This is a genomic window from Bacillus sp. BML-BC051 (assembly GCF_019656175.1).
Classification (GTDB): Bacteria; Bacillota; Bacilli; order Bacillales; family Bacillaceae_G; genus Bacillus_A; species Bacillus_A mobilis.
Genome location: NZ_BPLI01000004.1, coordinates 1 through 26,351 on the forward strand (window position 1 = coordinate 1; position 26,351 = coordinate 26,351).

36 protein-coding genes are annotated in these 26,351 nt (G+C 34.2%); 9 read left to right on the forward strand and 27 right to left on the reverse strand.

All coding sequences use genetic code 11. The features are described from left to right. Positions 1-16: 16 nt before the first annotated feature. Genes kynA through kynU form a run of 3 tightly spaced genes read right to left on the reverse strand, consistent with a single transcriptional unit; the run spans position 17 to position 2,807 of the window. Positions 17-856 carry a tryptophan 2,3-dioxygenase gene (kynA, locus tag K5S59_RS01065; protein WP_120450300.1) on the reverse strand — a complete coding sequence of 280 codons (840 nt, stop codon included), beginning with the start codon at positions 854-856 and terminating at the stop codon, positions 17-19. A 32-nt stretch (positions 857-888) separates the two neighbouring features. Then, entirely contained in the window at positions 889-1,518 is a 630-nt protein-coding gene (gene kynB, locus K5S59_RS01070) for an arylformamidase (RefSeq protein WP_000858047.1), read from the reverse strand. 2 nt (positions 1,519-1,520) lie between these two features. After that, positions 1,521-2,807: a kynureninase gene (gene kynU / locus K5S59_RS01075; protein ID WP_120450302.1), complete on the reverse strand. Its 1,287-nt coding sequence runs from the start codon at positions 2,805-2,807 to the stop codon at positions 1,521-1,523. 159 nt (positions 2,808-2,966) lie between these two features. On the opposite strand from kynU, the gene K5S59_RS01080 reads away from it, so the two are divergent. Continuing rightward, positions 2,967-3,578, forward strand: a complete 612-nt coding sequence (locus K5S59_RS01080) for a TetR/AcrR family transcriptional regulator (protein ID WP_000799593.1) — start codon at positions 2,967-2,969, stop codon at positions 3,576-3,578. Between the two features lie 35 nt (positions 3,579-3,613). On the opposite strand, the gene K5S59_RS01085 is transcribed toward K5S59_RS01080, so the two are convergent. After that, positions 3,614-4,051, reverse strand: a complete 438-nt coding sequence (locus tag K5S59_RS01085; protein ID WP_033656069.1) for an NUDIX hydrolase — start codon at positions 4,049-4,051, stop codon at positions 3,614-3,616. 96 nt (positions 4,052-4,147) lie between these two features. Between K5S59_RS01085 and K5S59_RS01090 the strand changes: the two genes are divergently transcribed. Next, positions 4,148-4,345 (forward strand): hypothetical protein, encoded by a 198-nt coding sequence (locus tag K5S59_RS01090; protein WP_000947693.1) that lies wholly within the window; start codon positions 4,148-4,150, stop codon positions 4,343-4,345. Positions 4,346-4,373: 28 nt separating this feature from the next. On the opposite strand, the gene K5S59_RS01095 is transcribed toward K5S59_RS01090, so the two are convergent. The 7 genes from K5S59_RS01095 to K5S59_RS01125 all read right to left on the reverse strand — a co-directional run bounded on the left by K5S59_RS01095 (position 4,374) and on the right by K5S59_RS01125 (position 8,835). Then, positions 4,374-4,613 carry a DUF3953 domain-containing protein gene (locus tag K5S59_RS01095; protein ID WP_033656070.1) on the reverse strand — a complete coding sequence of 80 codons (240 nt, stop codon included), beginning with the start codon at positions 4,611-4,613 and terminating at the stop codon, positions 4,374-4,376. A 21-nt stretch (positions 4,614-4,634) separates the two neighbouring features. After that, entirely contained in the window at positions 4,635-4,880 is a 246-nt protein-coding gene (locus K5S59_RS01100; RefSeq protein WP_000873855.1) for a DUF3977 family protein, read from the reverse strand. 112 nt (positions 4,881-4,992) lie between these two features. Next, complete coding sequence (locus tag K5S59_RS01105) at positions 4,993-6,843, reverse strand: sigma-54-dependent Fis family transcriptional regulator (protein WP_120450305.1); 1,851 nt, start codon at positions 6,841-6,843, stop codon at positions 4,993-4,995. Positions 6,844-6,966: 123 nt separating this feature from the next. Beyond that, positions 6,967-7,140: a hypothetical protein gene (locus K5S59_RS01110; RefSeq protein WP_001220797.1), complete on the reverse strand. Its 174-nt coding sequence runs from the start codon at positions 7,138-7,140 to the stop codon at positions 6,967-6,969. Positions 7,141-7,157: 17 nt separating this feature from the next. After that, positions 7,158-7,496: an NIPSNAP family protein gene (locus K5S59_RS01115; protein ID WP_087956144.1), complete on the reverse strand. Its 339-nt coding sequence runs from the start codon at positions 7,494-7,496 to the stop codon at positions 7,158-7,160. A 4-nt stretch (positions 7,497-7,500) separates the two neighbouring features. Further along, the gene (locus tag K5S59_RS01120; protein ID WP_000584317.1) at positions 7,501-8,052 is read right to left on the reverse strand and encodes a GNAT family N-acetyltransferase; all 552 of its coding nucleotides are present in this window, start codon (positions 8,050-8,052) and stop codon (positions 7,501-7,503) included. A 12-nt stretch (positions 8,053-8,064) separates the two neighbouring features. Continuing rightward, entirely contained in the window at positions 8,065-8,835 is a 771-nt protein-coding gene (locus tag K5S59_RS01125) for a DeoR/GlpR family DNA-binding transcription regulator (protein ID WP_120450307.1), read from the reverse strand. 249 nt (positions 8,836-9,084) lie between these two features. Here K5S59_RS01125 and K5S59_RS01130 point away from each other — a divergent pair, with 249 nt between their 5' ends. Beyond that, positions 9,085-9,576 carry a hypothetical protein gene (locus tag K5S59_RS01130; RefSeq protein WP_098259208.1) on the forward strand — a complete coding sequence of 164 codons (492 nt, stop codon included), beginning with the start codon at positions 9,085-9,087 and terminating at the stop codon, positions 9,574-9,576. Between the two features lie 49 nt (positions 9,577-9,625). On the opposite strand, the gene K5S59_RS01135 is transcribed toward K5S59_RS01130, so the two are convergent. Next, positions 9,626-10,282, reverse strand: a complete 657-nt coding sequence (locus tag K5S59_RS01135) for a DUF4085 family protein (protein ID WP_000873320.1) — start codon at positions 10,280-10,282, stop codon at positions 9,626-9,628. 221 nt (positions 10,283-10,503) lie between these two features. Here K5S59_RS01135 and K5S59_RS01140 point away from each other — a divergent pair, with 221 nt between their 5' ends. Beyond that, a complete protein-coding gene (locus K5S59_RS01140) occupies positions 10,504-11,100 on the forward strand; it encodes a hypothetical protein (RefSeq protein ID WP_000914461.1) in 597 nt (198 codons plus the stop codon). Between the two features lie 82 nt (positions 11,101-11,182). On the opposite strand, the gene lpdA is transcribed toward K5S59_RS01140, so the two are convergent. The 5 genes from lpdA to K5S59_RS01165 form a co-directional block, all read right to left on the reverse strand. Further along, on the reverse strand, positions 11,183-12,562 hold the full coding sequence (gene lpdA / locus K5S59_RS01145) for a dihydrolipoyl dehydrogenase (RefSeq protein ID WP_098259210.1): 1,380 nt from the start codon (positions 12,560-12,562) through the stop codon (positions 11,183-11,185). A gap of 15 nt (positions 12,563-12,577) precedes the next feature. Further along, positions 12,578-13,777, reverse strand: a complete 1,200-nt coding sequence (locus tag K5S59_RS01150) for a dihydrolipoamide acetyltransferase family protein (RefSeq protein ID WP_098259211.1) — start codon at positions 13,775-13,777, stop codon at positions 12,578-12,580. Between the two features lie 27 nt (positions 13,778-13,804). Beyond that, positions 13,805-14,839: an acetoin:2,6-dichlorophenolindophenol oxidoreductase subunit beta gene (gene acoB, locus K5S59_RS01155; protein WP_000198895.1), complete on the reverse strand. Its 1,035-nt coding sequence runs from the start codon at positions 14,837-14,839 to the stop codon at positions 13,805-13,807. 17 nt (positions 14,840-14,856) lie between these two features. Further along, positions 14,857-15,855, reverse strand: coding sequence for an acetoin:2,6-dichlorophenolindophenol oxidoreductase subunit alpha (gene acoA / locus K5S59_RS01160; RefSeq protein WP_000921294.1), 999 nt, complete (start codon positions 15,853-15,855; stop codon positions 14,857-14,859). Positions 15,856-16,024: 169 nt separating this feature from the next. Continuing rightward, positions 16,025-16,504 (reverse strand): DinB family protein, encoded by a 480-nt coding sequence (locus K5S59_RS01165; protein ID WP_000951601.1) that lies wholly within the window; start codon positions 16,502-16,504, stop codon positions 16,025-16,027. 174 nt (positions 16,505-16,678) lie between these two features. Here K5S59_RS01165 and K5S59_RS01170 point away from each other — a divergent pair, with 174 nt between their 5' ends. Both K5S59_RS01170 and K5S59_RS01175 read left to right on the forward strand, forming a co-directional pair. Next, the gene (locus tag K5S59_RS01170; RefSeq protein ID WP_033656354.1) at positions 16,679-17,524 is read left to right on the forward strand and encodes an oxidoreductase; all 846 of its coding nucleotides are present in this window, start codon (positions 16,679-16,681) and stop codon (positions 17,522-17,524) included. A 40-nt stretch (positions 17,525-17,564) separates the two neighbouring features. Continuing rightward, positions 17,565-18,083 (forward strand): GrpB family protein, encoded by a 519-nt coding sequence (locus K5S59_RS01175; RefSeq protein ID WP_000901203.1) that lies wholly within the window; start codon positions 17,565-17,567, stop codon positions 18,081-18,083. A 72-nt stretch (positions 18,084-18,155) separates the two neighbouring features. Here the strand turns inward: K5S59_RS01175 and K5S59_RS01180 are convergent, their stop codons facing one another. The 6 genes from K5S59_RS01180 to K5S59_RS01205 form a co-directional block, all read right to left on the reverse strand. Next, a complete protein-coding gene (locus K5S59_RS01180) occupies positions 18,156-18,536 on the reverse strand; it encodes a DUF4181 domain-containing protein (protein WP_120450309.1) in 381 nt (126 codons plus the stop codon). A gap of 21 nt (positions 18,537-18,557) precedes the next feature. Further along, complete coding sequence (locus tag K5S59_RS01185) at positions 18,558-18,998, reverse strand: NUDIX domain-containing protein (RefSeq protein WP_000701197.1); 441 nt, start codon at positions 18,996-18,998, stop codon at positions 18,558-18,560. A 28-nt stretch (positions 18,999-19,026) separates the two neighbouring features. Next, positions 19,027-19,350: a DUF4181 domain-containing protein gene (locus K5S59_RS01190; protein WP_080000136.1), complete on the reverse strand. Its 324-nt coding sequence runs from the start codon at positions 19,348-19,350 to the stop codon at positions 19,027-19,029. Between the two features lie 68 nt (positions 19,351-19,418). Further along, entirely contained in the window at positions 19,419-20,243 is an 825-nt protein-coding gene (locus tag K5S59_RS01195) for a PP2C family serine/threonine-protein phosphatase (protein WP_000557588.1), read from the reverse strand. Next, a complete protein-coding gene (locus tag K5S59_RS01200) occupies positions 20,227-20,706 on the reverse strand; it encodes an HIT family protein (RefSeq protein WP_000106233.1) in 480 nt (159 codons plus the stop codon). The genes K5S59_RS01195 and K5S59_RS01200 overlap by 17 nt, the downstream gene beginning before the upstream one ends. A gap of 112 nt (positions 20,707-20,818) precedes the next feature. Then, positions 20,819-20,986: a glycine zipper domain-containing protein gene (locus K5S59_RS01205; RefSeq protein ID WP_000509285.1), complete on the reverse strand. Its 168-nt coding sequence runs from the start codon at positions 20,984-20,986 to the stop codon at positions 20,819-20,821. Positions 20,987-21,203: 217 nt separating this feature from the next. On the opposite strand from K5S59_RS01205, the gene K5S59_RS01210 reads away from it, so the two are divergent. Next, a complete protein-coding gene (locus K5S59_RS01210) occupies positions 21,204-21,440 on the forward strand; it encodes a hypothetical protein (RefSeq protein WP_000553814.1) in 237 nt (78 codons plus the stop codon). Positions 21,441-21,488: 48 nt separating this feature from the next. Here K5S59_RS01210 and K5S59_RS01215 read toward each other — a convergent pair whose 3' ends face one another. Both K5S59_RS01215 and K5S59_RS01220 read right to left on the reverse strand, forming a co-directional pair. Next, entirely contained in the window at positions 21,489-22,325 is an 837-nt protein-coding gene (locus tag K5S59_RS01215) for an ABC transporter permease (protein ID WP_000095064.1), read from the reverse strand. Further along, entirely contained in the window at positions 22,318-23,523 is a 1,206-nt protein-coding gene (locus tag K5S59_RS01220) for a quaternary amine ABC transporter ATP-binding protein (RefSeq protein WP_000370614.1), read from the reverse strand. Before K5S59_RS01220 ends, K5S59_RS01215 begins: the two co-directional genes overlap by 8 nt. Before the next feature lie 171 nt (positions 23,524-23,694). Here K5S59_RS01220 and K5S59_RS01225 point away from each other — a divergent pair, with 171 nt between their 5' ends. Further along, the gene (locus K5S59_RS01225) at positions 23,695-24,552 is read left to right on the forward strand and encodes a glycine betaine ABC transporter substrate-binding protein (RefSeq protein WP_001227643.1); all 858 of its coding nucleotides are present in this window, start codon (positions 23,695-23,697) and stop codon (positions 24,550-24,552) included. 45 nt (positions 24,553-24,597) lie between these two features. On the opposite strand, the gene clpP is transcribed toward K5S59_RS01225, so the two are convergent. Both clpP and K5S59_RS01235 read right to left on the reverse strand, forming a co-directional pair. Next, positions 24,598-25,179: an ATP-dependent Clp endopeptidase proteolytic subunit ClpP gene (gene clpP, locus K5S59_RS01230; protein ID WP_000991615.1), complete on the reverse strand. Its 582-nt coding sequence runs from the start codon at positions 25,177-25,179 to the stop codon at positions 24,598-24,600. Positions 25,180-25,200: 21 nt separating this feature from the next. Then, positions 25,201-25,887 carry an RNA polymerase subunit sigma-70 gene (locus tag K5S59_RS01235; RefSeq protein ID WP_000337483.1) on the reverse strand — a complete coding sequence of 229 codons (687 nt, stop codon included), beginning with the start codon at positions 25,885-25,887 and terminating at the stop codon, positions 25,201-25,203. 143 nt (positions 25,888-26,030) lie between these two features. Between K5S59_RS01235 and K5S59_RS01240 the strand changes: the two genes are divergently transcribed. Next, complete coding sequence (locus tag K5S59_RS01240; protein WP_001125374.1) at positions 26,031-26,351, forward strand: 2Fe-2S iron-sulfur cluster-binding protein; 321 nt, start codon at positions 26,031-26,033, stop codon at positions 26,349-26,351.

Sequence of the window (26,351 nt, forward strand, 5' to 3'; positions counted from 1 at the left end):
CTGACAGGTTTCTTTTTTATAATTTTGTACGAACATTCCAAAGCTCTGGGAAGAAACGTTGATCAAGTACTCGTTTTAAATAAGATACACCAGAAGAGCCGCCTGTTCCCATTTTATGTCCGATAATGCGTTCTACCGTTTTCATATGACGGAAACGCCATTGTTGTAACCAATCTTCAATATCGATTAATTTTTCAGCGAGTTGATATAAATCCCAATGTTTTTTCACATCCGCATACACTTCAATCCAAGCTGCTTCTACTGTTGCATCTTCTTCATAAGGCTGCGTAATATCACGGTTTAACACATCTTTATGGATTGGGAATCCTTCTTTTACAAGAGCTTGAATTGCCACATCATACAAACTTGTTGCATGTAGCGCTGTATGAAGTCGAGCGTGTAATTCTGGATCCTTTTCATAAATTTTTAATGCGTGCGGTGTTTTATAGCCAAGTGCATACTCAATCATACGATATTGATACGATTGAAACCCTGAAGCTTGACCGAGTGAGTCACGGAATTCAATGTACTCTGATGGTGTTAATGTCGCAAGGATATCCCAAGATTGAATAATTTGCGACTGAATTTTTGATACACGTGCTAACATTTTAAAAGCTGGTTGTAATTTATCATTTTTAATAGATTCGATTGCTGCATTTAACTCATGTAAAATTAATTTCATCCAAAGCTCGCTTGCTTGGTGAATCACGATGAATAACATTTCATCATGATGATCTGATAATCTCTTTTGAGAAGATAGTAAACTATCCAATTGTAAATATTCCCCGTACGTCATATTCTCTTTAAAGTCCGTATGAATTCCTTTTTCCATAATTACCTTTTCGTTTTCTTTCATATTAGCTAAACGCCCCTTTTATATATTTCTACTTATATTGGTCTAATAACTGCTCGAACTGGACTTCCATCTGCATCTGTTAAGGCAAGTGGTAATGCGATTAATTCATAATCACCGTCTGCTACATGATCTAGTACGACATTTTCTAAAATGTGTATGCCATGTTTAAACAATTGATGATGCGCTGCTAATTCTTTATCATCTAATGGATCTACTGAAGGTACATCTACCCCGATTAAACGGATACCTTTCTCTGAAAGAAACGGTGCTATATCTGCACGTAAATGCGGGATTACATCTGGGAATTCATTCGCTTTACCATGTGAAGATGTGCGTAACAACAATCTTTCTACGCCTTCTAAATGAAAGCTGTCTAATTCCTTTTTCCCAATGCTTTCAAGATTAGAAACATCTATGATGCGCGCTGGACCGACATAAACTTGAACATCTAAATCTATTACTTTCTTTCCATCATTATCAAAATGAAACGGTGCGTCAATATGAGTACCTGTATGAATACTCATCGTTAACTTTCCGACATTTACTGACCCACTCTCTTCTTTTGACCATGAAACTTCATACAAGAACGGTGTATCTCCTGGCCAAGTGGCAATATCGTTATTTAGCGGTTGTGAAATATCAATCCACTCTGAAGTTTTCATGCCTATGCCACAACCTCTCGCTTATTTTCAAACTGCTTATATTCTTCATCTTTCATGATTTTCTTTAAAATTTGAACAGAATGCCACACTTCTTCGTATGTGTTATATAAAGCAACCGGCGCAAGTCTTACTCCATTAGGTGCACGAAAATCAGGAATAACCCCATTTGCTTTTAGCGCTTTACAAATGCGTGCTGCTTCAGCATGCTCTAAATAAATGTGGCCGCCTCGTTTTTCATCCTCTAATGGATTGCCGATTGTAAATCCAAAGTCTTTTAATTCATGATCAATTAAATTAAGCATGTATCTTGTTATATGTAGCGATTTTTCACGTAAACGTTCTATTCCAGCATCTTTAAAGATTTCAAGAGAACCGATTAACGGTGCAGTACTTAATACGTGCGGTGTACCAATTTGATAAGCACCTGCATGATCAGCAGCTGTTAATGTATGTTCCATATCAAACTGCTTATCTTTTCTAGAACTAAACCAACCTGATAATCCTGGAAGTCTATTAAAATGCTTTTTATTTACATAAAGCCCCGCAACACCACCAGGTCCTGCATTTAAATATTTATAATTACACCAAATAGCGAAATCAACATCCCATTCTTTGAAATGATGCGGAATAGAACCGACTGAATGACATAAATCGAATCCGATATGAATACCACGCTTATGCGCTTCCGCTGTTAAACGTTTCATATCAAGAATTTGTCCGCTTCTATATAGTACAGAAGGCAATAAAATTAACGCGATATCATCTGTCATCGCTTGAATAATATCATCTTCAGAAAGTGTTCTTCCATCTCGGCTTTTCACTCGAACTAAATGCTCATCTGGATCTAATCCTTTTAAACGAATTTGACTTTGAAGTGCATATATATCTGATGGAAAAGTTAATTCATCAGCAAGAATTTTTGTACGTATTCCTTTTGGCTCATAAAATGTCGCAATTACTTGGTGTATATTTGTCGTCGTGGAACCGGTTACAATTGTTTCTTCCGGTAAAGCTCCAATAAGAGGTGCTGTCAATTCACCTAATTTCTCCGAAAGGAAAAACCACGGATGCTCACCCTCTGTCCAACCGTCAATACCATGCTCCTTCCATGAATCGAGTAACGTAAGTAACGATTTTTCTGCTCTTTTTGAAAGTAGTCCTAATGAGTTTCCATCTAAATATATTGTTCCTTCTTTTTTATAGAATTCAGTTTGAAAATCTTTCAGTTCATCATGTTTATCACATTCAAGCGCATATTCATAAGTTGATTGAAATGGTTCTTTATACATGGTGTCACCTTCTTTTAATTTTCTTTTTATTCTAACTAATTGAAATATATCACCTTAGTTGATATAACGTCAATGATATTATGTCAGTTGACTTTATATATGCATTTCTTTTACAATACAGTTATATTTTCAGACATTTCAGTATAAAGAGGTGATTCTTTGAAAAACACTACTCTTTCATCAAGAAAACACCGCTCCTTAGAAACAAAGAAGAAACTATTACACGCTGGTTACACGATTTTTATACATAACGGATTTCAAAAAACGACAATTACACAAATTATTAAACATGCAGAAACTGGTTATGGCACCGCATATGTATACTTTAAAAATAAAGATGATCTCCTCATTGTTTTAATGGAAGATGTTATGAATCAATTTTATGATATTGCTGAGCGCTCCTTTTCGCCTCAAACAAAAGAAGAAGCACGTAGCATGATTCAAAATCAAGTTAGAGCATTTCTACAATTAGCAGAGAAAGAACGAGCTATATTGCAAGTTGTACAAGAAGCAATCGGATTATCAAAAGAGATACGTCAAAAATGGGACGAGATACAGGAACGCTTTATAAACAATATTACGCAGGATATTACGTACTCTCAAGAAAGTGAATTAGCACAGACTGAATTAAATAAAGAAATTGTAGCCCGTGCTTGGTTCGCGATGAATGAGATGTTTCTTTGGACGATTGTGAAAAATGATAAAAAATTAGAGTTAGAAGAGATAGTACATACATTGACGGAAATGTATACGACGGGGTTATATAAATAGCACACCTTCAATAAATAAGGTGTGCTATTTTACATCTATAAAAATATTTTATCTGGGTATGGTAACGCTAAAGGTGGCTTTTCAGATAAAGAGAAATATTGTAGTTTTAAAGATTCACTATCTATTGATTTTAGCTCGCCACTAGTAACTTCACACTCAAACACAACAACAATATATTCTACTTCATCACCATTCGGATATGTATGACGATACTCTTCACCTCCAAATACTCCTTTTTGTTTTTTCACTTGCACTTTCAATCCTGTTTCTTCCCAAACTTCCCGAACTATTGCTTCTTCTGGAGTTTCTCCAAGTTCAATTGCTCCAGCTGGCAAACTCCAGTATTCCCCGCCAGGATATTGAAACAAAATATCTCCTTGCCTATTTTTTATAACAGCAGCTACACTCGGCACAAAAATTAGTTCATGGCCTAATTTCTCCCGGATTTTTTTATAATATAGCGACATAGACATATAAATCTCTCACACTCCATTAATAAATAACTGTATTTTCTGATATTAATTGTATAATATTTTTAATGCTAACTTCTATATAGAAAGGAAAAAAATATGTTGTCAGAAAAACTAGTAAACGAATTTCTATCATTTAATGATAATGTTTTAAAACGATATTTCCAAGGTAAGAAAAGAGAACATAACCTTACCTCTTCTGAACTCGCTTATTGGATGACAGAAAGATTTTGTATTGATAGAAAGATGTATCAAACAGCTATTAAAATTTTTAATGAGCAAACTTCAAAAAAATAACCTGTTACTCAACATATTAAGTAACAGGTTATTTTAAATATTTTATTACCAATACAATGATACAAATTAGCGATGTAAGTAAAAGCAACAGTCCCATATTCTTATTCTCTTTTTCATCTTTCTTAATGTTTTGTATCCCCATACCAGCAAGCATAAAACCTAATAATAATTGCAAAATAAGCATACTTTGCTTCGAATCATCATTCAAACTGTAAATAGAATAGCCCATTACAATAATAGCGATTATGAATGTCGTAATTCTAATTATAAAAACACCCCCTATTTAATTCTATTGCTTTAACCTACTTACAATTCCAACAATAAACTTATAATCATCTCTACTTTTGCTTACTTTCTTAAATCCTTCTTTCGTATCAAAAATTAAACACGTTTTCCGAAACCAAATTCGTACATATAAAGACTCAAAGTAAATTGGTTTTATAATTCCACGTTCTTCAAATTCAGTTCCATCTGTATTTTCAGTTTCTGTTCGAACGAACCACCTATTTCCGATGCCAATTTCAATATACTTCACATAAGTCCCCCTCCCGGAAATTAATTTCTAACTATTCTATTATTTCCCCGGTAAGCGCACATTCCGACAGAACATGAGCCCACAAAGAAAAAGTAGATTACAAAAATCTACTTTATAACTTATATTTTTGCATTCGTTTATAAAATGTACTTCGGGGTACATCTAAAAGTTTTGCAGCTAACGAAACATTTCCATTCGTCTTTTCTAGCGCTTCAATCATGCTATCACGCTGTATTTTTTCACGGAAATTTAATGTAAGTTCCGTTTTATTTTCTGCTTGCAATGCAAGTTGATGTTGATTTCCCATCATGGTTTGTAATAAAAAAGAGATTTGTTTTTTGCATATTTTCCGACCTTGCGACAAAATGTAAATACGTTCTAATACATTTAATAACTCTCGAATATTTCCGGGCCATACATGTTGTGAAAATTGATTACAAATACTTTTTGGGAATACAACATTCCAATTCTTTCGTTCGCAAAAATGTTGTATGAAGTACGGAATATCCTCTTTTCTTTCTATTAACGATGGAACATATAGCGGATACACATGTAAACGATAATATAAATCTTGACGGAATTTCCCTTCTTCTACTAATCTCAGTAAATCTTTATGTGTCGCAGTAATAATACGAATATTTACCGGTACCTCTTTTGAACTACCAATTGGGGTTACTGTTCGTTCTTGTAAAACACGCAATAATGCTACTTGCATCTCTGGTGGTACTTCACCAATTTCATCTAAAAATATTGTCCCTCCGTCTGCTTGTTCGAATTTCCCTTTATATCCTTGGCGCCGCGCACCTGTAAACGCGCCTTCAGCATAACCGAATAATTCACTTTCCATTAATTCTTTCGGCAATGAACCGCAGTTAACAGCTATAAAAGGACCATTTTTTCTTGGGCTATTTTCATGAATCGACCTCGCTACATATTCTTTGCCTACACCTGTTTCACCACAAACATATACACTAGCATCAGTTGGAGATACAAGCTTAATTTCTTCTAAAGTATGTTGAAATGCATTGCTTGTCCCAATAACTCCAGGGAAAGTAATTCCGTTTATAAATGGGGAAGTTGAAAATACATTTCCTTGTTTATTTTCCTTTACATAAATACATTTCCCGATCATTCTATCATTACTATATACTGGTACTTCTAATTTAGATTTCAACCCATTTTGCATTAAATCTTCAAGTTTCATTCGTGACCAATTAGAAACTCGTTCCCGAACACTCTTGCTCGCAGAAACGATAACATCACGATGATTACAAATGACAACTTGTTCATCACTGTCAATTACATCTAAAAAACGATGGATTAAATGCAGTTCATTTTGATGCACTCGAATACTACATTCACGTTCAATCGCATGTGCAATCGAGGTTACCATTCCAAGCATATATGGATGGGAAAATTCAATTGGACAGGAGAAATCTAGAACTCCAATTAATTTCCCATCATCATTATGAATGGGAGCGGCCGCACAACTCCAGCTATGAGATGCGACAGAATAATGCTCTGTACCACTTATCATAATAGCCTCTTCAATCTGTAACGCGGTTCCTATCGCATTTGTACCAACAGCTGCTTCCGTCCATTTCACACCTTCAATGAAGTTAATATGTTTCGCTCGTTTTAACGTTTGTTTATTTCCACTTAGCGATAGAACGTAACCGTCTGGATCGATTAATAATGCCATCATTTGCAGTTCATCAATGGTTTTTCTCATATTTTGTATTTGAGGTATTGCTATATCAAGGAAGATTTCACTCTTTTTCTTTTGATCTTGAAAAACATTAGAAGACAAAATTTTCTGACCTTTATTCATGTGAGGATTCACATTTGCTTGTTTACATCGATGCCATGACTCTGAAATTCTTTCGTTCATACGGTTCGAATCAAGGACCCCTTCATTAATAAACTTTTTCCATGTATGTAAGTAAAACGGTGAAGCTAACATTGTATCATCTCCCTATTCATTATTTTGGAGATTATTAAAAACATACTTTTATTATAAAACTGAATAAAAGCGTTTTCAATAAAACTAGAAAGACGACACAAATATGTTAATAATTTGAATATCTTAATGCACTTCTTTATTCTTTTTTAGTAAAACCATATTTTGTATAATGGACGCAAAGAAAATACATAACCAAAACCACTTTTGTGGAGTATCATTTATAAAGAAAACAATGACCGCTATTGCAAATAAAATGGTAGATGCTAAACTAAAATATAATTTTGTTTTAATTCTCATTATTACTCCCTCCTCTATCACCTTACTGTACAGACTAACTCTTCATTTTTTAACTCTAGTATGTACTTCTGTAAAACATATTCTCTTCCGCCATGCTTTTCATACCAATCATATATTCTTTTCACATGCCCCTCGTCGCTTCTGATTTTCGATTCAATTTCTTTATACTGTATATAACTATCGTATTCCCATATGGCGAATATTTCAGTTGTACCATCATTATTATCTTTCATCCAGCGTCCTATTAGCCTGGAACCATGCTTTAATTGATTGGGTAAGTTCGTGTTAGTAAAATGCTCGTTAAATATTTCTACAAATTCATTCTTTACTAAATAGTACTTTCTTCTGTAAAACATTCCACTACACCTCTTTTATGAATCTTCCCATTACAACCGTATTATAATACTTCCCATCCGACAGCCTTTTATCATGTTTCAAAATACCTTCTACTTCAAAACCTAATTTTTTATAAAGTTGAATGGCTTTCTCGTTTGTCTCTAATACTTGTAATGATATCTTTTTAATCTCATTTTCATCAGCCCACTGAATAGATTGTTGCAGTAAACTCTTACCGATTCTATATCCCCAAAACTCTCTTAAAATACAAACACCAAATTCTACTTTATGTTTTAATCTCTTCAAGTTTGATCCTTCACATCTTGAAAATCCTACGATTCGGTTGTCCACTTCTGCAACTAAAAAGAGATTCTTTATCCTTTCACTATCTGTTTTTATTATTTTTTGAAAACCTAACTTATCTATAAATCCCTCCCCAGCTTCTCTATCCATATTTTCAGTTTCACCATCGATCTGAACTCTAATTTTCGATAACTGCTCTGCATCCGTTTCAACTGCAGAACGAACTGTATAAATTAATCCATTTATATGAAACTCTTGTTCTTTTATAATCATTTTAAACTCCTTTTAAATGGGATCTATTGACGCTATTACAATTTCTTTACCTTGTTCCTGAAGTTGTTGAATCGTTTCTTTACTAGCTTCTTCATCTGTTATAATAAGTTCGATTTCTATTAGTGACTCTCCTTTTATAAAGCAGTCTATTCCGAGTTTATTATGAGGAGCTAAACAAATATTTCTTCTAGCAATTTTACTTACGGTTTTTCCAAAATAAGCAACTTCAGGCGTTGCAGTACTTATACCATTTAATGAAATGCCGCCACCTGTAGAGAAATACAGATCAATAGATAATCTACTTATCATTTCAGAGGCAAGTGTATCTGTCATATTTCCTGATGGTTTCACTTTTCCACCAATTAAATACGTTTCTACATTCTTATACTCCCGTAACTTACTAGCAATCTCTAAAGAATTCGTAATCACTGTAAATGATGTTTCAGGTAAATACTTTAACATCGTATTATGAATAGATGCCCCGCCAATAAAAACGGAATCTCCTTCTTGTATGTATGATGCAGCAACTTTCGCAATCGCTTCTGCATTTAGTGAACTATCACGATAACATTTCGATGGTTTGGCGGCTAAGTTCCTCACTCGCGTAAGTTCAACTGCACCTCCATGTGTTCTTTTTAACAAGCCATCCTTCTCCATAATAGACAAATCTCTTCTTATAGAATCAATAGACATATCGAAACTTTCCGCAAGATCTTTAGCAATTACCCTTCCGTTTTTCTTAAGTAACTCTAGAATTTTCTCTCTACGCTCTTCAGTAAACATGTACCCACCGCCGTTATTGAAGATTCTGAAATCTCATCCTTATTTTAATTATATGCATGTCTCTTCCGTTTTACAATATTTTCAATTCTTATTCACTCCGTTTTATTCAGCTTTTCCCTCTTTCTATTCCGTTAACTTCAGAACGAAACAAATGCATATTTGCATATTCCACAAACATACTTCCATTTAACTTCCTATTTATGTAAAATTATTCCTATGTTTTACTTTTTAACACAGAAAGGAATTATTATGAAATCTATAATTAAAGTAACTTGTACAGCATTATTATTTACAGGACTAATGGCAGGATGTAATGGGAATACTGCACCGAAACAAGAAAAGAGCGCTCTTGAAAAGAATGCAATGCACTATGGGGAAATATATAAAAATGAATACTATAGAGCAACTGTTGAAAATGCTAAATTCGAAAAAATAGACAAAGAGTGGCGTCTCACAGCTCGCGTTACTATAAATAACGCTCGTGTTGACGGACAAACGATAGATCTTTCAGAAATAAAATATTTCATAAAAGATGAAAAAACGGGTGAAAAATACGAAGGTGCAGTTATACAAAATGAAAATGCTAAAAAGGTTCCATCTGAGTTTTCTTTAACTAGCGACATTCAATTTAATATGAAAACTTCACCAAAAGATTTAAATAATATGTATTTATACATAGATAGCAAAGCTGCGCCGTTAACAGATACATATTGGAAACTTGATAATTTAGCATCTAAATAAAAAACAGTCTTATAAGACTGTTTTTTTGTTTGTAAAGTGATAAAGTTTACTAGTTACCTAACTCAAGCAATACGTCTTTTGCACAAATTGTCACTTCTTCAAATGGGCAATCAAATAAAACACCCAATTCGAACCCTTCATTAGTAAGATCTATTTCATGACATAACCACCAAGCACCTTCAAAATCTTCCGAAATTGAACATTTCGTTACACCTGTAAAAGTTACTTGCAGTCTATCAAATTCACTGAAAGTACCACTGCAATCTAAAGTAATAATTAGCGTATCTTTTGATTTTTTCTCTACTGATTTGACTACACTGTCATGTAGTGAGTAATCATGTAGTTGAACGACATTCTGCGAGAGCTTTTCTTTTATACTATTATAAGTATCTATACAGGCTTGTTCTAAATCATTCATTCTTTTCTCATAATCTACTCTCCATTCAAGCATAAGTTTCTTTAATTGTTTCGATGGATATTCTGAATTAATTGTATTGTCATGAATGTATGGATGTAATGACTTAGGTAGAAACTTTAATAAATCTTCTTTCTTTTCTTCCACGTCTTCTCTTAAACTTTGCTTATAATCCATTCCTATTTTTTCGCTCTCTCGCAACATCTCTTCCCATTCTTCTACTGTTTCTGGGAAAATTAAAAATCCAGATACTTGCATTTCTTTATACCAATCTTTATTGAAATACTTCAATGGCTTTCCTCCTAAAACATTTTAACATCCAACAAAAGCGATATATCTATTTATTATATCATTCCAATAACTATTTTTTCTAAAGAATAAATGCAAAACTGTAAATATTCCGCCTTTTATTTCTAAAACTTCAGAATATTTACAACAATCAATAATTAGAATACATTTTACTAGTACAAAGATTCACCTGTACAAAAATCTAAACAAAAAGGGATGGTTATATGTTGAAGAAATTAGTAGCAGGGACATTAGTAGCGGGATTTGCATTAACTGGCGGACTAGGAGTAGCAAGTGCTGAAGAAAAAAGTAATGTAATTAAATCATTTGATTATTTAAAAGTTGATGAACAGAATGTTACTTCCTTTGCAAAATTAAGTGATCAGGAGAAAAAAGACATCCAAATTACTATGGTATTACCTGAGCAAAATGAAAATGGAGATTGGCTAGCTTATGGTTTTACTAGCCGTGAAACATTAGATGCTTATATTGAAAAGGATAAAAAAGCACTTAAAAATAAAATTAATCCTTTAGGTAGCGGTGCTGGTAGTACTGATTTTTATGAACATAAAGATAAAGGTGGCCAATATATTTACTGGAGCAGCGGTTTTAAAAACTTGCCTTCTAGCTGGAATGACAGAATTTCTTCTGTAAGTACAGCATCGCCTTCAGCAAGTTATTCAACGACACTTTGGGAGCATACTTCCACACAGGGATATGGAAAAGGTGTTGTATTTAAACATGCTGATTGGTACGGTAAAACTGCTAATTTAGCTGCTGATTGGAACGATATTACTTCAGCGATTGACGTAAAAAAATAATAGGATATTCAATTTTTTCTGTAAAAATCCAAACCACTATTCTCTTATTCATTTAGAGAATAGTGGTTTATTATATTTTCATTTAAGCATGTACAGCATGTCCTATCGCTTGCAATAATGCTTCATGAATCGCTTCAGATAAAGTTGGATGCGCTGCAATATAATCTCTCATTATATCAGCGGTAACTTCTGTATGAAGCATTACGGTTCCTTGTCCGATCAGTTCGGTTGCACGAGGACCGATAATTGAAATCCCTATAATTTCTTGATATTTAGGTTCCACAATAACTTTTACTTTCCCCGTTTGTTCTCCAATAATAAGCGCTTTTCCGTTCGCTGTAAAAGGAAATTCACCAATTTGTATGTCACCGTACTGCTCTCTTGCATCTTTTTCATTTAAACCTACACTTGCGATTTCTGGGGATGTGTATATACATCGAGGTACTGCATGATAGTTAACTTTCACATCTTCTCCACTCGCATGTAATGCTGCTGTCGTTCCTTCATGGAAAGCAACGTGAGCAAGCTGGATTCCACCAATCACATCACCTGCTGCGTAAATATGTGATACATTTGTTTGCATATGTTCATTCACAGCAACCCCTTTATTTGAAAATTGAATGCCTGCTTTTTCTAAATCTAGTCCTTGTACACGTGGTTTTCGGCCGACAGAAACAAGTACATATTCCGGATTGGCTTCTTGGATATTTCCTTCATATTCAAATGAAGCTTGCTTCTTATAATTATTTAATCCTTTTAAAGCTGCTTCTATAAATATTTCTACACCATCATTTTCTAGTTTCTCTCTTAAAATATGTGCGATATCTTCATCTTCACCAGGTAATAATTGCGGTGCCATTTCAACAATCGTAACTTTTGTTCCAAGACGACTATAAATACTTGCAAACTCGCACCCTATTACACCACCTCCAACGATTAGTAATGATTTCGGTATATTTTCTAGGGACATTGCATGGCTACTATTTAAAATCCACTTCCCATCAAATGGAGCAAAAGGTAATTCAGTTGGTTCTGAACCTGCGGCTATAATGAATTGCTCTCCATCTACTGCGGTTTCTTTATCACCATGTGCAACTCTCACTCGGTGATCCGTTTCAAATCTCGCTTTACCTTGTATAACTTGTATTTTATTTTTCTTCATTAAATATTGAATTCCTTGCACGAGTTGCGTTACGATTTGTGATTTCCGCACCTGTATTTGCTTCCAATCAACTAAAATACTTCCTTCGTTAAGAGCAATTCCATAATAGTTCGCTTTTCTCACAATGTCATGCACTTCTGCACTTTCTAACAAAGATTTTGTAGGCATGCAACCAACATTTAAACAAGTCCCGCCAAGATTTGCTTCATCAATTAGAATGACATCTTTCCCATTTTGAGCCGCGGTAATTGCTGCTACATACCCAGCAGGTCCGCCTCCAATAACAACTAATTTACTCATTCTCTCACCTTCTCTTTATAAAAGAATTGTTACAGGTTCTTCTAAATAACGTTTAATTGTGCGTAAAAATGCAGCTGCTGGTGCACCATCTAATACACGATGATCGAATGTTAAACTTAAAGGTAACATACTCCCTTTTTTTATTTTCTTTCCTTTATATAGTGGAACATGTTCAATTGCACCTACACCTAAAATACCAGTTTCCGGCGTATTTAATACTGGCGTAAAATATTCAATCCCAAAGCTACCTAAATTACTAATTGTAAATGTTGTCCCTTGCATATCATCACTACTTAAACTGCCTGCTCGTGCCTTTTGTGCCACATTCTTAATCTCTTTAGATAACTCTACTACAGATAGATTATTAGCAAAGCGTATAGCCGGAACAACTAATCCTTTTTCTAACGCGACTGCCATACCTAAATGAACATGTTCAAATTGATGAATTGCATCATCTATATAAGCGCTATTCATTTCTTTATGCTCTCTAAGCGCTAATACAACAGCACGAGAAACGAAATCTGTAATGGTTAGATTGTTATCGTATCGTTTTTGTACAACTTCCGCTATGTCTTTATGTAAAGCAAGTAAATCTGTCACATCTACTTTCATCGTTAATGTTAATTGCGCACTATTTTGTAAGCTTGCATGCATACGGTTTGCGATTGCTTTTCGCATACCAGTCACCGGAATTACTTTACTTTCTTCTTGTTCAAATATTTCTGGAATCGTCACTCTTTCTTCAAGCACCTTTAACACATCTACCTTTGTAATTCTTCCGCCAGGACCTGTACCAACTAATGCCTTGATATCTAGATTTTCAGACTTTGCAATTTTCTTCGCTACAGGTGAAATTTTGATTCTTTGTTTTGCTACTTCTTTCGCATATGTTTCTGGATGTTGTACATTTTTAGATTCTAAATTAGGTATTTTTTCTTCTACAACATTTGTACTTTCATGGACTTCTACTTTTTCATTCTGCTTACCGATATAGCAAATTACAGTGCCAGGTGGAACTCCCTCATCTTCACTTACAGCTATATCAAGAACAGTTCCATCAGCTGGTGCCTCTATTTCCGTTTCGATTTTTTCCGAGTTAATACTAGCAATTAGTTCACCTTTAGCCACATTATCGCCTGTTTTAACATTCCAGCTCGTAATAATACCTTCTTTCATCGCCATACCTAACTTTGGCATTACAACTTCTACAGCCATGGTTATCGCTCCCTTCTCATCGTTTCATTACACATGTAATAAAGATTGGTCTCCAATCATTTCTGATACAGTTTCAATTACTTTCTCCGGCGTTGGCAAATACAACTTTTCAAGTGGTGGAGAGAACGGAACTGGTGTATGTGGTGCTGTAATTCGTTTAATAGGTGCATCTAACATATCGAATCCTTTATCCGCTACTATTGCTGCAATATCTGTTGCGATACTACATCTTGGATTTGCTTCGTCAATAACAATTAGGCGATTTGTTTTTTCAACAGATGCTAAAATCGTATCTTCATCCAGTGGTGATAAAGAACGTGGATCGATTACTTCTACTTCAAGTCCCTTTTTCGATAATTGCTCAGCAGCTGCAAGTGCTGTATGAACTTGTTTTCCAATTGCGACGATTGTTACATCAGAACCTTCGCGTTTAATATCTGCTTTTCCTAAAGGAATTGTATAGTACCCTTCTGGTACTTCGCCTTTCATATTGTAAAGTGTTTTATCTTCAAAGAAGATTACTGGATCGTCATCTTCAATTGCTGCTAATAATAAGCCTTTTGCGTCATATGGAGTGGAAGGAACGACAACTTTAATACCTGGAATGCTCGTAAATAAAGCGTATAAACTTTGTGAATGCTGTGCCGCTGCACTAAAACCAGCACCATGCATCGTACGTACTGTAACTGGCACTTTCGCTTTACCACCGAACATATAACGGAATTTTGCACCTTGGTTTAATACTTGATCAAGACAGCTTCCAATAAAATCATTAAACATTAATTCAGCAATCGGACGTAATCCCGTTGCCGCAGCTGCCATTGCTGCTCCCATATAACCTGCTTCAGAAATTGGAGTATCTAAAATACGATTCCGACCAAATTCTTGTACAAGCCCTTTCGTAACGCCGAGTACACCGCCCCAAGCTTCATCATCTTGCAAGTGATCCACTTGTGCACCGCCTGCAACGTCTTCTCCGATTAAAATTACATTTTCATCACGACGCATTGATATTTTCATCGCTTCATTGATTGCAGTTGACATACTTACTGTTCTAGTCATTATTTTTCACCCTCCTCTTATTTGTAAGAAACGTATACATCTTTTAATAATTCTTCATCCTCTGGATATGGACTATTTTCACTAAATTCAATTGATTTTTGTACTGCTTCATCTACTGCCTTTTCCATATCCACAAGTTCAGATTCAGTTAATAAAGCTTCATGAATTAAATGCTTACGGAAATTCACAATCGCATCTTTTTCATTTAAATGTTCTTCTTTTTCTTCTGAAGTTTTATATGTTTGCGCTTCACCTTCGAAATGACCATAATTGCGATATGTCATACATTCAATTATTGTTGGACCACCGCCATTACGTGCGCGCTCCACCGCTTCTTCAGCTGCTTTATATACTGCAAGTAAATCTTTTCCATCTACTTGAACACCTGGAATATTATAAGCTTTCGCCCGATCGGCAATGGAATCACAACTTGAAGCATATTCAAATGTTGTTGCTTCACCGTAACCGTTATTTTCTGCAATAAAAATAACTGGTAACTTCCAAATCGCCGCTAAATTAACCCCTTCATGGAATGTCCCTTCATTATTTGCTCCGTCACCGAAGAAACAAACACTCACATCTTTCGTTCCTTTATATTTAGCTGTTAATGCTGAACCGCAAGCAAGTGGAAAACCTCCGCCTACAATGCCATTTGCACCAAGCATTCCTTTATTTAAATCGGCAATATGCATGGAACCGCCTTTACCTTTACATAACCCTGTCACTTTCCCAAAAAGTTCAGCCATCATCCCATTTAAGTCACAGCCTTTTGCGATACAATGCCCATGTCCTCTATGCGTACTAGTAATACTGTCACTATCTGTTAAGTGGGCACATACACCAACCGCTACCGCTTCTTCACCTGCGTATAAATGAACGAAACCTGGCAAAACGCCTTGCGCGAACAATTCATGTACCTTATCTTCAAACTTACGAATTTCTAACATTTTTTCATACATCCAACGAGCTTGTTCTTTCGTAATTTCATTCCCTTTACTTTCAGTTGTTTTTAACATGTTCAGCCCTCCTATTTTCTTGTTCATCTTTTATATTGCAAGTACTGTGCCAAATTCTAATCCTTGATTTAATAGATTTTCTCTTTTCTTTCACAATAAAAAAGTGGACAAAATGAGACAGGTGTCTCGTTTTGTCCACTTTTGTTCACCTAATTTGAGAATTATGATCTTATTCATTATCAAAACTTTTCTGTAATTTTCGAATGTAAATAATTTGACCAATATGATAAGCATTATGAGTCGTTACATTCGCTAATATTTCCCACCACTTTGCAGAAACAGGAAATCCAACTACATCATTTTCAACCTTCTCTTCATCTATAAGCTTTTGCCATTGTAACAGTTTCTCTAGTAGTTTTTCTCTTAACTCATCGAAAGATTGATTATCTGAAAGCATAAAACTTTTGTTATTATCTCCTATAGCGGGTACTGCATTCACATTTGATTCTTTATACCTAGTTTGCCACGTAGAGTTCCAATACAGTAAATGTTGTACGATTTCAGCTATACTATTACTCTCTTCATTCGGTTTCCAGAAAGCTTCTCTCTCAGATAGATCTTTCACTGCATCTGAAAATGGAATATACCAACTGGGGTCGTTTGCATTCGCTAATAATTGATCTGCTAAAACATCTTTCACATGGGCCATTTTTATTCCCTCATTTCATTAACGTATTCATACTCACTTCTTTATATACGCTGAGTCCGTATGATTCCCTCTTTTAAAATAGAATTAACGGTATTGCTCTCAAAACGAATGTAAGAGTAATAGATTTTCTTTTCATAACTCGTTATGATAAAAGAAAAAGAAAGCTGGCGGAAAATGGATAAAAAAATCGCAGTTATAACCGGGGCTTCAAGCGGTTTCGGTCTTTTAACAACACTTGAGCTTGCGAAAAAAGACTATTTAGTCATAGCTACAATGCGAAACCTTGAAAAACAAGTGAACTTAATTTCTCAAGCTACTCAACTCAACTTGCAGAAAAACATAACAGTTCAACAATTAGATGTAACCGATCAAAACTCAATACATAACTTTCAATTATATTTAAAAGAAATAAACAAAGTAGACCTACTGATTAATAACGCAGGATATGCACATGGGGGCTTTGTAGAAGAGATTCCGGTAGAGGAATACCGTAAACAATTTGAAACGAATCTTTTTGGGGCTATATCAATCACTCAGCTTGTTTTACCTTATATGAGAATACAAAAAAGTGGGAAAATCATTAATATAAGCAGCATTAGTGGTCAAGTTGGATTTCCTGGTCTATCCCCTTACGTTTCTTCAAAATATGCGTTAGAAGGCTGGAGTGAATCCCTTCGTTTAGAAGTAAAACCGTTCGGAATAGATGTTGTTTTAGTGGAACCAGGTTCTTATAACACAAATATTTGGGAAGTAGGTAAACAACTAGCTACAAACCAATCTGAAACTACTTCTCCTTACAATGAATATATGGATAAAATACAAAAACATATTAATAGCGGCAGTGATACATTTGGTAATCCGATAGATGTTTCTAATAAAATCGTAGAAATTGCTGAATCGAAGCGTACGAAATTACGATATCCGATTGGAAAAGGTGTAAAATTTATGATTTTTGCGAAGAAGATTCTTCCATGGAGATTGTGGGAATACCTTGTGTTAAGAAGCTTTAAGAAAATGTAATAGACTTTTTGAAAACCATTTTGAAAGAGGTGCTAATTAAATGTTAGGTTTACCGTATGGAAAAGTATTTTTAGTTCCGTGGACTGAAGAATGGGAAATTGAGTTTATAAAAGAGAAACAATTCATTGAGGAACAAATTGGCGAACATATTTTAGCGATACACCATATTGGTAGTACCTCTATTCCACATCTAAGTGCAAAGCCAGTTATTGATATTGCAATCGAACTAAATGAGTATAAGGACGGTTTAAAATGTATTAATAAATTAGAACTGCTAAACTATAAATACAGAAAAGATGTACTGCCTGAACGATATTATTTTAATAAAGGAGATCCACGAACTCATCAAATTCATATGTATGAACAAGGCAATACATATTTAATAGAACAATTACAATTCAGAGATTACTTAATTGACAACAAAACTTCTCGTATACAGTATGAACAGTTAAAGATTCTACTTTCACAAGCTAATCCTAATGATAAACATCGATATGCTGAAGATAAAACAAATTTCGTTACATCCATTTTAGCTAAAATAAATGATAAATTTAAATAAGAAACCATTTACTACTAAATGGTTTCTTATTTATTAGTTAACTATTGATTTGTACCATCAATAATCACCTTATTATGCAGCAGGTGGAACGAAATAAACTAGTATTGAGAGCATCAATATAAATGCAATCATTCCCGTTATAGAAAGTATATATTCTTTTGATTTTCTATCATATTTCCATTCCATCCATGCTCTTAAAGTCCATGATATCCCTAAATAAGTGAACATGACATAAGCCATTTTAGCGTTTTCAAATTCAAACATATAATAACAACTACCTATTACATAAATAATAATAAGCCCTATTTCCAATTTTACATGTAAACTATTCACATGCTTACATCCAAATATCCCTCTTTTTTCCACTTTCAACTTTCTTCTTAAAAACTGTTCTAAAAAGTAACCACCTATAGCCAGTCCAATAATAATAATCAAGATTGTAGAGGTACTCATTGTTGTTCCCCTCCTATTACTTTATTTATTTTTAGAAATAAAGTGGACTATATTACGGTTATCCTCTTCTAAATAGCTTATAATCCCTTCAGGATATGTGGGCTTCTCCATTAATTCATTTATACTTTTCCAAGTTAATATAATATCTTCATATTCTTTATGTCTTATTTCCTTTATAATTCTCTCTTGAACAGTCCCCCTATGTATCAATGTGCAATGATGTCTTTTTTCGTTGTTCCACTCAAAAATATCCTCATTTATAACTGCTAATTCTTGAACATCAATCTTCAAATCGTATTCTTCCATTAATTCTCGCATTATTGCTTCTTTTGCTGTTTCACCAAATTCAATAGAACCGCCTGGAAAACGATAAAATGTTTCACTTAAATCACATTGTACAAGTACTTTAGAATGATATTCATTTAAAATTATTACTTCAGCACGTAATTTAGGTATTTTCATTTTGTCTCCCCATTCATTCCACATATGATTAAATCCAATAACTATAAAAGAAGAGATTAAACATAATTCCTGTTATTATTAATAATGGAACTGTTCCTAAAGAAATGACATATTCCCTTGATTCTTTATCATATTTCCACTCCATATATGATTGAAAGCAGTATAAAGTTATTAAAAATAATATGGGTAAATTACTAATATAAATGGGATTTAAAGTGGCACATATCATCGTAACAATTATATAAGAAATGATAAGAACCCTAGTACCCCATTTATGAGAGTTGTTTACATATTTTCTATTCCAGTCTATTTGTTTCGGTATATTTAATTTTTTCCTCACTACTTTTTCCAAAATAACTACAAATATGATCCATATTACTAATAAAATCCCTTTAACTAAAAACAGTGATGTCTCCTCCTTTACTTTTTACCCGGCTGATTACTCGGATATGTAGCATTCTCTTTGTTTTCAACGTCCCAACTAATAATTGTCGCACTATCTCGTCCGAATTGATGATGAACATGTTCTAATACATAATGTACACTTTCGTGAAGTTCTATCTCATTTCTATTCATATCACTATACAGATTTACAGGAGTTTCATACCGACGTTCCCCGCATTCTAATACTCCATCTGTCACCATTACAATTCGATTCTTTCCATTACGTAATTCACGAATGCCTGTTGAATAACAAGGAACAGGTAAATCAAATGTGTTTACATTTCCAATCCATTCGTAAAAATGACGTTGATTTAATGCATATTGTCCTAACTTATGTAACTCTTCATGAAATACATAAACTAAACAATCACCAATAGATAACCACCATATGTAGTTTTCTTTTCTTACACATATTAAGCACGCTGTTTCCCCTTTTACTCTTTTGCACTTTTCTTTAAATGAGAGGGATTGAAAGATTGTAAGTAGATGATTTTCAACAGATCGAAATACTGTATCAATCGATTCATTCATCATTACTTTTATATTTTCATATTCTTTTTGGATTGTATTTACTACTAAATCAACACTTTCCGCACTATTATGTCCATCTAAAATAGCTGCTAATTCCCAATCACCATTTGACCAAACTAACGCACCATCTTCGTTCTTTTTTGCTCCGGCGCTTATATTCCCGCCGTATTTTCCAAGTACAGTGTCACCATATTGTTTAACTGAAATTTCTCCTAAACACATTTCTGTATTTCCAACCCATGAATATTGTCTATTATTTGTTGTATGCATACTCATTTACCATATACTTTCGTATTCTTTCACATATTTTTTTAATTTTCTCTTCGTCACCATATGGCGCATCAGTCCATTTCGCTACTTCAGTTGGTGACCAAAATTCTTTGGGTGTATTTGGATAACGCGGTATGATGTGCATGTGCATATGTGGTACACCATTTCCTGAAACAAAAGTGTAAATATGCTCTGCACCTTCGCTTTCTTTTAACGCTTTACTTACTCTACTTGTTATAAGTCCGAACGTTTTCGCTTCCTCATCTGTTAGTTCAGCAAGACCAGGTATATGTCTTTTTATATCTATCATTACATAACCAAGGTATGTTTCTTCACTATCCCAGTGGACATGTCCAACGTAAACGAGTTCATCTTCGTAAATAGCTCCACCTGGAACTATAATATTTCCTTTATGTTTTTCGCAAATGAAGCAGTTTTGTTCTACTTGATTGTTTGTTGACATATCCATCACCATCCTTTTTATATATAATATCACAAAAAAAGGAAAAACAGGTTTGATATTCCGAATTTTCATTCTTTTGATACAGCAATTTTTGAAATGAATTTACACCTCATTATTTCTTCAAAAACGCAATCCCAATTATAATCCCAATCACAATTCCGATTACTAAATTATTAGTAAAAAACCCTTGAAACACGCCGATTACAACCCCTATACCGACACCTATTGCCAAAGCATCATTTCTTTTTTTATTTTTAGCCAAAATTGCATTTCCTCCCATCATTTCTCCCTAAATAACATACATTTACTTGAATGTATTAATATATGCACTATCTCGTTTCAATATTTCCAAAAAATGCACTATAACTTCACATATAATATTTTCCATTTTATGTACATACTCCTTTTATCATAAAAAAATTTCATGTAACCATTAATTATACATAGGCATTTACTATAAGAAAGATCCGTAATTTATTTAAGGAGGAACGATTTAAATGCATCCTTATTGGAATCCAAATATGAATCAACAATATGTTTATTCCCCCCATCCCGTAAGGAATACATTACATCATGATTCACAATATATGATGCAGCGTATTGCAAGTCTTGAAAGTCAATTAGCGAAACTAATCTCATTAATCGACGAAAATAATCAATTAATTAAATCAATGGAACAACAACAAAACCAAGTTTGCACACCAGCTGGCGGTTCTGTTATCGTTCGTATGTAATTTTTTGAACAAAAAAACACACTTTGTATAATAAAGTGTGTTTTCCTTTTATCTTCTTTTTTGATGAAATCCTTGTGTAATGCGGTCTAATATAATCGCAATGACAACAATAGCTAGTCCGGCTTCAAATCCCATTCCAATATTAACTTGTGTTACAGAACGGTATACATCAACTCCAAGACCTGGTGCTCCTACAAGAGATGCTGTTACTACCATCGATAAAGAAAGCATTATACTTTGGTTCACACCAGCCATGATTGTTCCAGTTGCGAGTGGTAATTGTACTTTAAATAATTTTTGTGATGCGGTAGAGCCAAACGCATTCGCTGCTTCAATTAAATCTTCTGGAACTTGTCTAATTCCTAAGTCAGTAAAACGAATTGTCGGTGGCATTGCAAAGATTACGGATGCGATAATCCCAGGCACTACACCTACTCCGAAAAATGTAATTGCAGGAATAAGATATACGAAAGCCGGCATTGTTTGCATAAAGTCTAATGTCGGTTTTAAAAATTTTGAGAATCGTTCATTTTGAGAAGCTAAAATTCCGATTGGGATTCCTACAATAATTGAAATAATAACAGACGTAAGTACAAGTGCTAATGTTTGCATCGTCTGTGCCCAGTAGTTAATATTTAAAATAAATAATAAACCGATCAGTGTAAAAATAATTAAAGATACCTTTCTCGTTGTGTACCAAATGAGGAAACAAAGGATAATAATCATCAATATGGCCGGTATTATTGTTAAAAAATTAGTGAGTAAATCAACGAATCCACCGATAATATAAGAGAATCCTCGGAATAAGCCTTCAAGGTGCTCATATAAACTTGCAACAAATGAATCGACCCATTCCCCTAATGGAATACGTGGTATACTACTCATCGTCTTTCACCTCTTCCTCAATATTACCTGCAAGAGCTTGAATGACACTTTCGCGTTTAATAATTCCTCTAAGCCTTTTCTTCTCATCAATTACTGGTAACGGATATTTCATCTCCGCCATTTTCGCATACGTTTCTTCAAGTAAAGTATCTAAATACACATGCGGGATATCGGTAAGTAATAAATCAGCAATTGGCCACTGTTTTTGAACGGCTTTACTCGCATCATCTGCCGTTAATATCCCTAAAAACTCATACTTTTTGTTAACAACATACACAGTAGAAACCCCAGCGTTCCTCATAATTTGAAGTGCTACACGCGGTCCACGATCAATTAATAAAGTCTCCGGTCGTTTTAATATAGATTCCGCCGTGATTACTTTTCCTAAATTTACATCCGCTACGAATTTCTCTACAAATTCATTGGCAGGACTCATCATAATTTCTTCCGGTGTTCCAATTTGGACAATCTCTCCATCTTTCATTAATGCGATACGATCTCCAATTCGAAGAGCTTCATCTAAATCATGTGTAATAAAAATAATTGTTTTCTCCATTTTATCTTGTAATTCTAACAGCTCATCTTGCATTTCTTTTCGAATCAGTGGGTCTAATGCACTAAATGACTCATCCATTAACAATACATCTGGATTATTTGTTAATGCCCTTGCGATTCCAACACGTTGCTGCATACCGCCACTAAGTTGACTTGGATAATTATCTTTATGATGATCAAGTCCTACTAACTGTAGCGATTCTAACGCTTTATTCTCTCGTTCCTCTACTGGAACTCCTTGAATTTCTAAACCGTACGCAACATTTTGTATCACTGTACGATGTGGAAATAAAGCGAACTTTTGAAACACCATACTCATCTTCGTTCTTCTCACTCTTCGCAACTCTTCTTTTCCCATCGTTGCGATATCTTCACCATCTATGTATATATGCCCCGCTGTTGGTTTAATTAATTGGTTTAACATCCGAACTAACGTAGATTTCCCGCTACCAGACAAACCCATAATAACGAAAATCTCTCCAGTATATACTTCAAAGGTTGCCTTTTTTACACCAACGTTCATTCCTGTCTCTTTCAAAATTTCCGATTTGCTTTTTCCTTCTTTTAATAAAGACAGCGCTCTTTGCGGGTGTTTCCCAAATACTTTTGTTACGTTTTCAACACGCACCTTTGTATTATCCATGTCACTACTCCTTTTCTACCCATCTATTCACATAGTGTTGCGATTTTGCAGAGAAATATTACATAAAAATGACATTCATAAGATTTCTTTAAAATTCTCGTTTCCGTTCATAATAAGAATGCTTACTTATACATTTATTTAAAAACGCAAACGTTTCTTAGGAGGGTTTCAATGAGAAAGAAAATATGGCTTATATGTCTTGCATTATTTATTACTATGATTTTCTCTTCATGTAATGCAACAAATGCAAATTCGAAAGGAAAAATTAAACTTGGTGTAACAAGTTGGAAAGAAAATATTGCAACTGCAAACATGTGGAAAGTATTACTAGAACAAAAAGGCTATAAAGTTGAACTCATGTATTTAGAAAAAGCTGCGATTTGGACTGGCGTTGCTCGTGGTGATGTGGATGCGAATTTAGAAGTATGGCTACCCGTTACGGATAAACCGCTAAATGCTCGTTATAAAGATGATATTGTCTTAAAATCCAAATGGTATGAAGGTACTGGGCTAGGCTTAGTCGTCCCTTCTTATGTGAAAAACATAAACAGTATCGAAGATTTAAATGCTCATAAAGATGAGCTAGATAACAAAATTGTCGGAATCGAACCTGGTAGTAGTCTTATGAATTTAACAAATAAAGCAATGAAGGAATATGATATAAAACTAAAACTTGTCCAATCTTCTGAAGCTGCGATGATGAGTGAACTAAAGAAAGCATATACGAAAAAGAAACCAATCGCTGTTACGCTTTGGAATCCGCATTGGGGCTTTTCAGAATTTGACTTAAAATATTTAAAAGACCCTAAGAAAGTATATGGTGAAAAAGATGACATTTATTACTCTGTTCGTAAAGGTTTCGAAAAAGATCATCCAGATATTGTGAAATACTTTGATAAATGGAAAATGAACGATGAACAACTTGGTACATTAATGGTCATGTTAAATAAAACGAAAGATCCTGAAGAAGCTGCACGAAAATGGATCGAAAAGAATCAAGCGCTAGTTGATGAATGGGTAAAAGATTAAGAAAACAGGCTAGAGGATTAACATATCCTCTAGCCTGTTTGTATCTTATTTTTTCGTAACAACATCATCTACTATCCCATATGCCTTCGCTTCTTCTGCAGTCATAAAATAATCTCTTTCTGTATCATGTGCTATTCTCTCAATCGATTGCCCCGTTTTTTCTGCAATCATTTTATTAATATCATGTTTTAACTTCAATATCCTTTTTGCTGTGATTTCAATTTCCGTTGCTTGACCTTGCGCACCACCAAGCGGTTGATGAATCATAATTTCACTATTAGGGAGTGCAAACCGTTTCCCTTTTGCACCTGATAATAATAACAATGCACCAAATGATGCTGCAAATCCCATGCATAGTGTTTGCACATCTGGTTTGATTAAATTCATCGTATCTAATATGGCAAAACCTGCTGTCGTTGAACCACCTGGGCTATTAATGTATAAAAATATATCTTTCTCGGCATCTTCCGCTTCTAAAAATAATAATTGAGCTACGACACTACTTGCTACTTGATCATTTATTTCTGAACCGATAATAATAATGCGATCTTTTAATAACCGTGAATATATATCATAGGAACGTTCTCCTAATTTCGTTTGTTCTACTACATATGGAATTGCATTCATTTTTAATCCCTCCAATAATTGTTATGCCGCGCAAAGCATACAACTGTAGGAAGAAGGTTTTTTTGCATTAAATAATAAGACTGGCTGTTTAGATGGTAACTTAGTAAAATCTATTGTCGGAAGAAGCTTTGTTAACAATTCCGGCTTTTCCTCACGAATAGACGTTACTACAACTTCAATATCATCTGTGAATTCGACTATCTCAATCCCTTCTTCACTTACAGTTTTCAACCTATTTCTACTCCGAAATAAAGAAGCTTTCACTGCACCTTCTGATACGGAACATATTTTAGCAATATCAGCGATACTATATTGAAAAACATCCTTTAATAAAAAAATTGTGGACTGCTGTACATTTAGTGACGATAATACTTTCCCTACCATTTCATGCAAATCTGCAATGTTCTCCTGTGGTTCTTCAACAGTAATTTGTTCCTTTATTTTTTCATGAACTAGTTTTGATTTCATCTGGTCTATCCAGCGATTTCGAGCTATTTTATATACAAGCGTCCTACAAATATCTTTATTACTATATTTTTGAATAACTTTACACACTGTTTCTTGGGCAAGATCTTCGCCGTCCCATTTGTTTTTCGTTAAAAATGTACAATACCTTTTCAATTCTCCATATTGCTCAATTAAAAAGTCTATATTTGAATGATTCATATCGATATGATTCTTTAAAATATGAGTTACTTTTGTGCACAAAATAACCACTCCTTTTCAGCGCTTACTTAATTAACGATTCAACAAATAAAAAAGTTACGGGGCATATAAAAAAATTATGTTTATGTTCAATAATTCGCGGTCATAAATATGTTATGTACAATTTTACTTGAGGAGGAACAAATTTGCCAAAATTAACAATTGAAGGTGCGGGAACTTTTGATGTAAAAGAAGGCACAAAGTTAGTATTAGCGATCGAAGATAACGGTGTACACATTCTCCATCGCTGCGGCGGGAAAGCCCGCTGTACAACTTGTAGAGTAGAAATAATAGCAGGTGAGTTTTGTGAAGCTGGTTCTAATGAAAAAAATGCGATTACAGAAAAAGGAATTGAAGATCACTTACGTTTATCATGCCAAATGCACGTACATAAAGATATAGTCGTTCGCCCAATACTTACAGTAGAAAATTCAGGCCTTGATGCAGGCCCACGTCCAGCAGAATAA

Bases quoted from the DNA above. Each gene is read 5' to 3' on its own strand.
- K5S59_RS01125 (WP_120450307.1), bottom strand. From the start codon at position 8,835: ATGTTTACTGAAGAGCGTAGAGAGAAAATTCTAGAGTTACTTAAGAAA.
- K5S59_RS01220 (WP_000370614.1), bottom strand. From the start codon at position 23,523: ATGGATAATACAAAGGTGCGTGTTGAAAACGTAACAAAAGTATTTGGG.
- K5S59_RS01200 (WP_000106233.1), bottom strand. From the start codon at position 20,706: ATGTCAACAAACAATCAAGTAGAACAAAACTGCTTCATTTGCGAAAAA.
- K5S59_RS01165 (WP_000951601.1), bottom strand. From the start codon at position 16,504: ATGGCCCATGTGAAAGATGTTTTAGCAGATCAATTATTAGCGAATGCA.
- K5S59_RS01130 (WP_098259208.1), top strand. From the start codon at position 9,085: ATGAAATCTATAATTAAAGTAACTTGTACAGCATTATTATTTACAGGA.
- K5S59_RS01205 (WP_000509285.1), bottom strand. From the start codon at position 20,986: ATGGGAGGAAATGCAATTTTGGCTAAAAATAAAAAAAGAAATGATGCT.
- K5S59_RS01090 (WP_000947693.1), top strand. From the start codon at position 4,148: ATGTTGTCAGAAAAACTAGTAAACGAATTTCTATCATTTAATGATAAT.
- K5S59_RS01185 (WP_000701197.1), bottom strand. From the start codon at position 18,998: ATGAAAATACCTAAATTACGTGCTGAAGTAATAATTTTAAATGAATAT.
- K5S59_RS01085 (WP_033656069.1), bottom strand. From the start codon at position 4,051: ATGTCTATGTCGCTATATTATAAAAAAATCCGGGAGAAATTAGGCCAT.
- K5S59_RS01120 (WP_000584317.1), bottom strand. From the start codon at position 8,052: ATGATTATAAAAGAACAAGAGTTTCATATAAATGGATTAATTTATACA.
- K5S59_RS01195 (WP_000557588.1), bottom strand. From the start codon at position 20,243: ATGCATACAACAAATAATAGACAATATTCATGGGTTGGAAATACAGAA.
- K5S59_RS01180 (WP_120450309.1), bottom strand. From the start codon at position 18,536: ATGAGTACCTCTACAATCTTGATTATTATTATTGGACTGGCTATAGGT.
- kynA (WP_120450300.1), bottom strand. From the start codon at position 856: ATGAAAGAAAACGAAAAGGTAATTATGGAAAAAGGAATTCATACGGAC.
- K5S59_RS01150 (WP_098259211.1), bottom strand. From the start codon at position 13,777: ATGGCTGTAGAAGTTGTAATGCCAAAGTTAGGTATGGCGATGAAAGAA.
- K5S59_RS01140 (WP_000914461.1), top strand. From the start codon at position 10,504: ATGTTGAAGAAATTAGTAGCAGGGACATTAGTAGCGGGATTTGCATTA.
- K5S59_RS01225 (WP_001227643.1), top strand. From the start codon at position 23,695: ATGAGAAAGAAAATATGGCTTATATGTCTTGCATTATTTATTACTATG.
- K5S59_RS01115 (WP_087956144.1), bottom strand. From the start codon at position 7,496: ATGTTTTACAGAAGAAAGTACTATTTAGTAAAGAATGAATTTGTAGAA.
- acoB (WP_000198895.1), bottom strand. From the start codon at position 14,839: ATGACTAGAACAGTAAGTATGTCAACTGCAATCAATGAAGCGATGAAA.
- kynU (WP_120450302.1), bottom strand. From the start codon at position 2,807: ATGTATAAAGAACCATTTCAATCAACTTATGAATATGCGCTTGAATGT.
- K5S59_RS01210 (WP_000553814.1), top strand. From the start codon at position 21,204: ATGCATCCTTATTGGAATCCAAATATGAATCAACAATATGTTTATTCC.
- kynB (WP_000858047.1), bottom strand. From the start codon at position 1,518: ATGAAAACTTCAGAGTGGATTGATATTTCACAACCGCTAAATAACGAT.
- acoA (WP_000921294.1), bottom strand. From the start codon at position 15,855: ATGTTAAAAACAACTGAAAGTAAAGGGAATGAAATTACGAAAGAACAA.
- lpdA (WP_098259210.1), bottom strand. From the start codon at position 12,562: ATGAGTAAATTAGTTGTTATTGGAGGCGGACCTGCTGGGTATGTAGCA.
- K5S59_RS01170 (WP_033656354.1), top strand. From the start codon at position 16,679: ATGGATAAAAAAATCGCAGTTATAACCGGGGCTTCAAGCGGTTTCGGT.
- clpP (WP_000991615.1), bottom strand. From the start codon at position 25,179: ATGAATGCAATTCCATATGTAGTAGAACAAACGAAATTAGGAGAACGT.
- K5S59_RS01215 (WP_000095064.1), bottom strand. From the start codon at position 22,325: ATGAGTAGTATACCACGTATTCCATTAGGGGAATGGGTCGATTCATTT.
- K5S59_RS01110 (WP_001220797.1), bottom strand. From the start codon at position 7,140: ATGAGAATTAAAACAAAATTATATTTTAGTTTAGCATCTACCATTTTA.
- K5S59_RS01175 (WP_000901203.1), top strand. From the start codon at position 17,565: ATGTTAGGTTTACCGTATGGAAAAGTATTTTTAGTTCCGTGGACTGAA.
- K5S59_RS01105 (WP_120450305.1), bottom strand. From the start codon at position 6,843: ATGTTAGCTTCACCGTTTTACTTACATACATGGAAAAAGTTTATTAAT.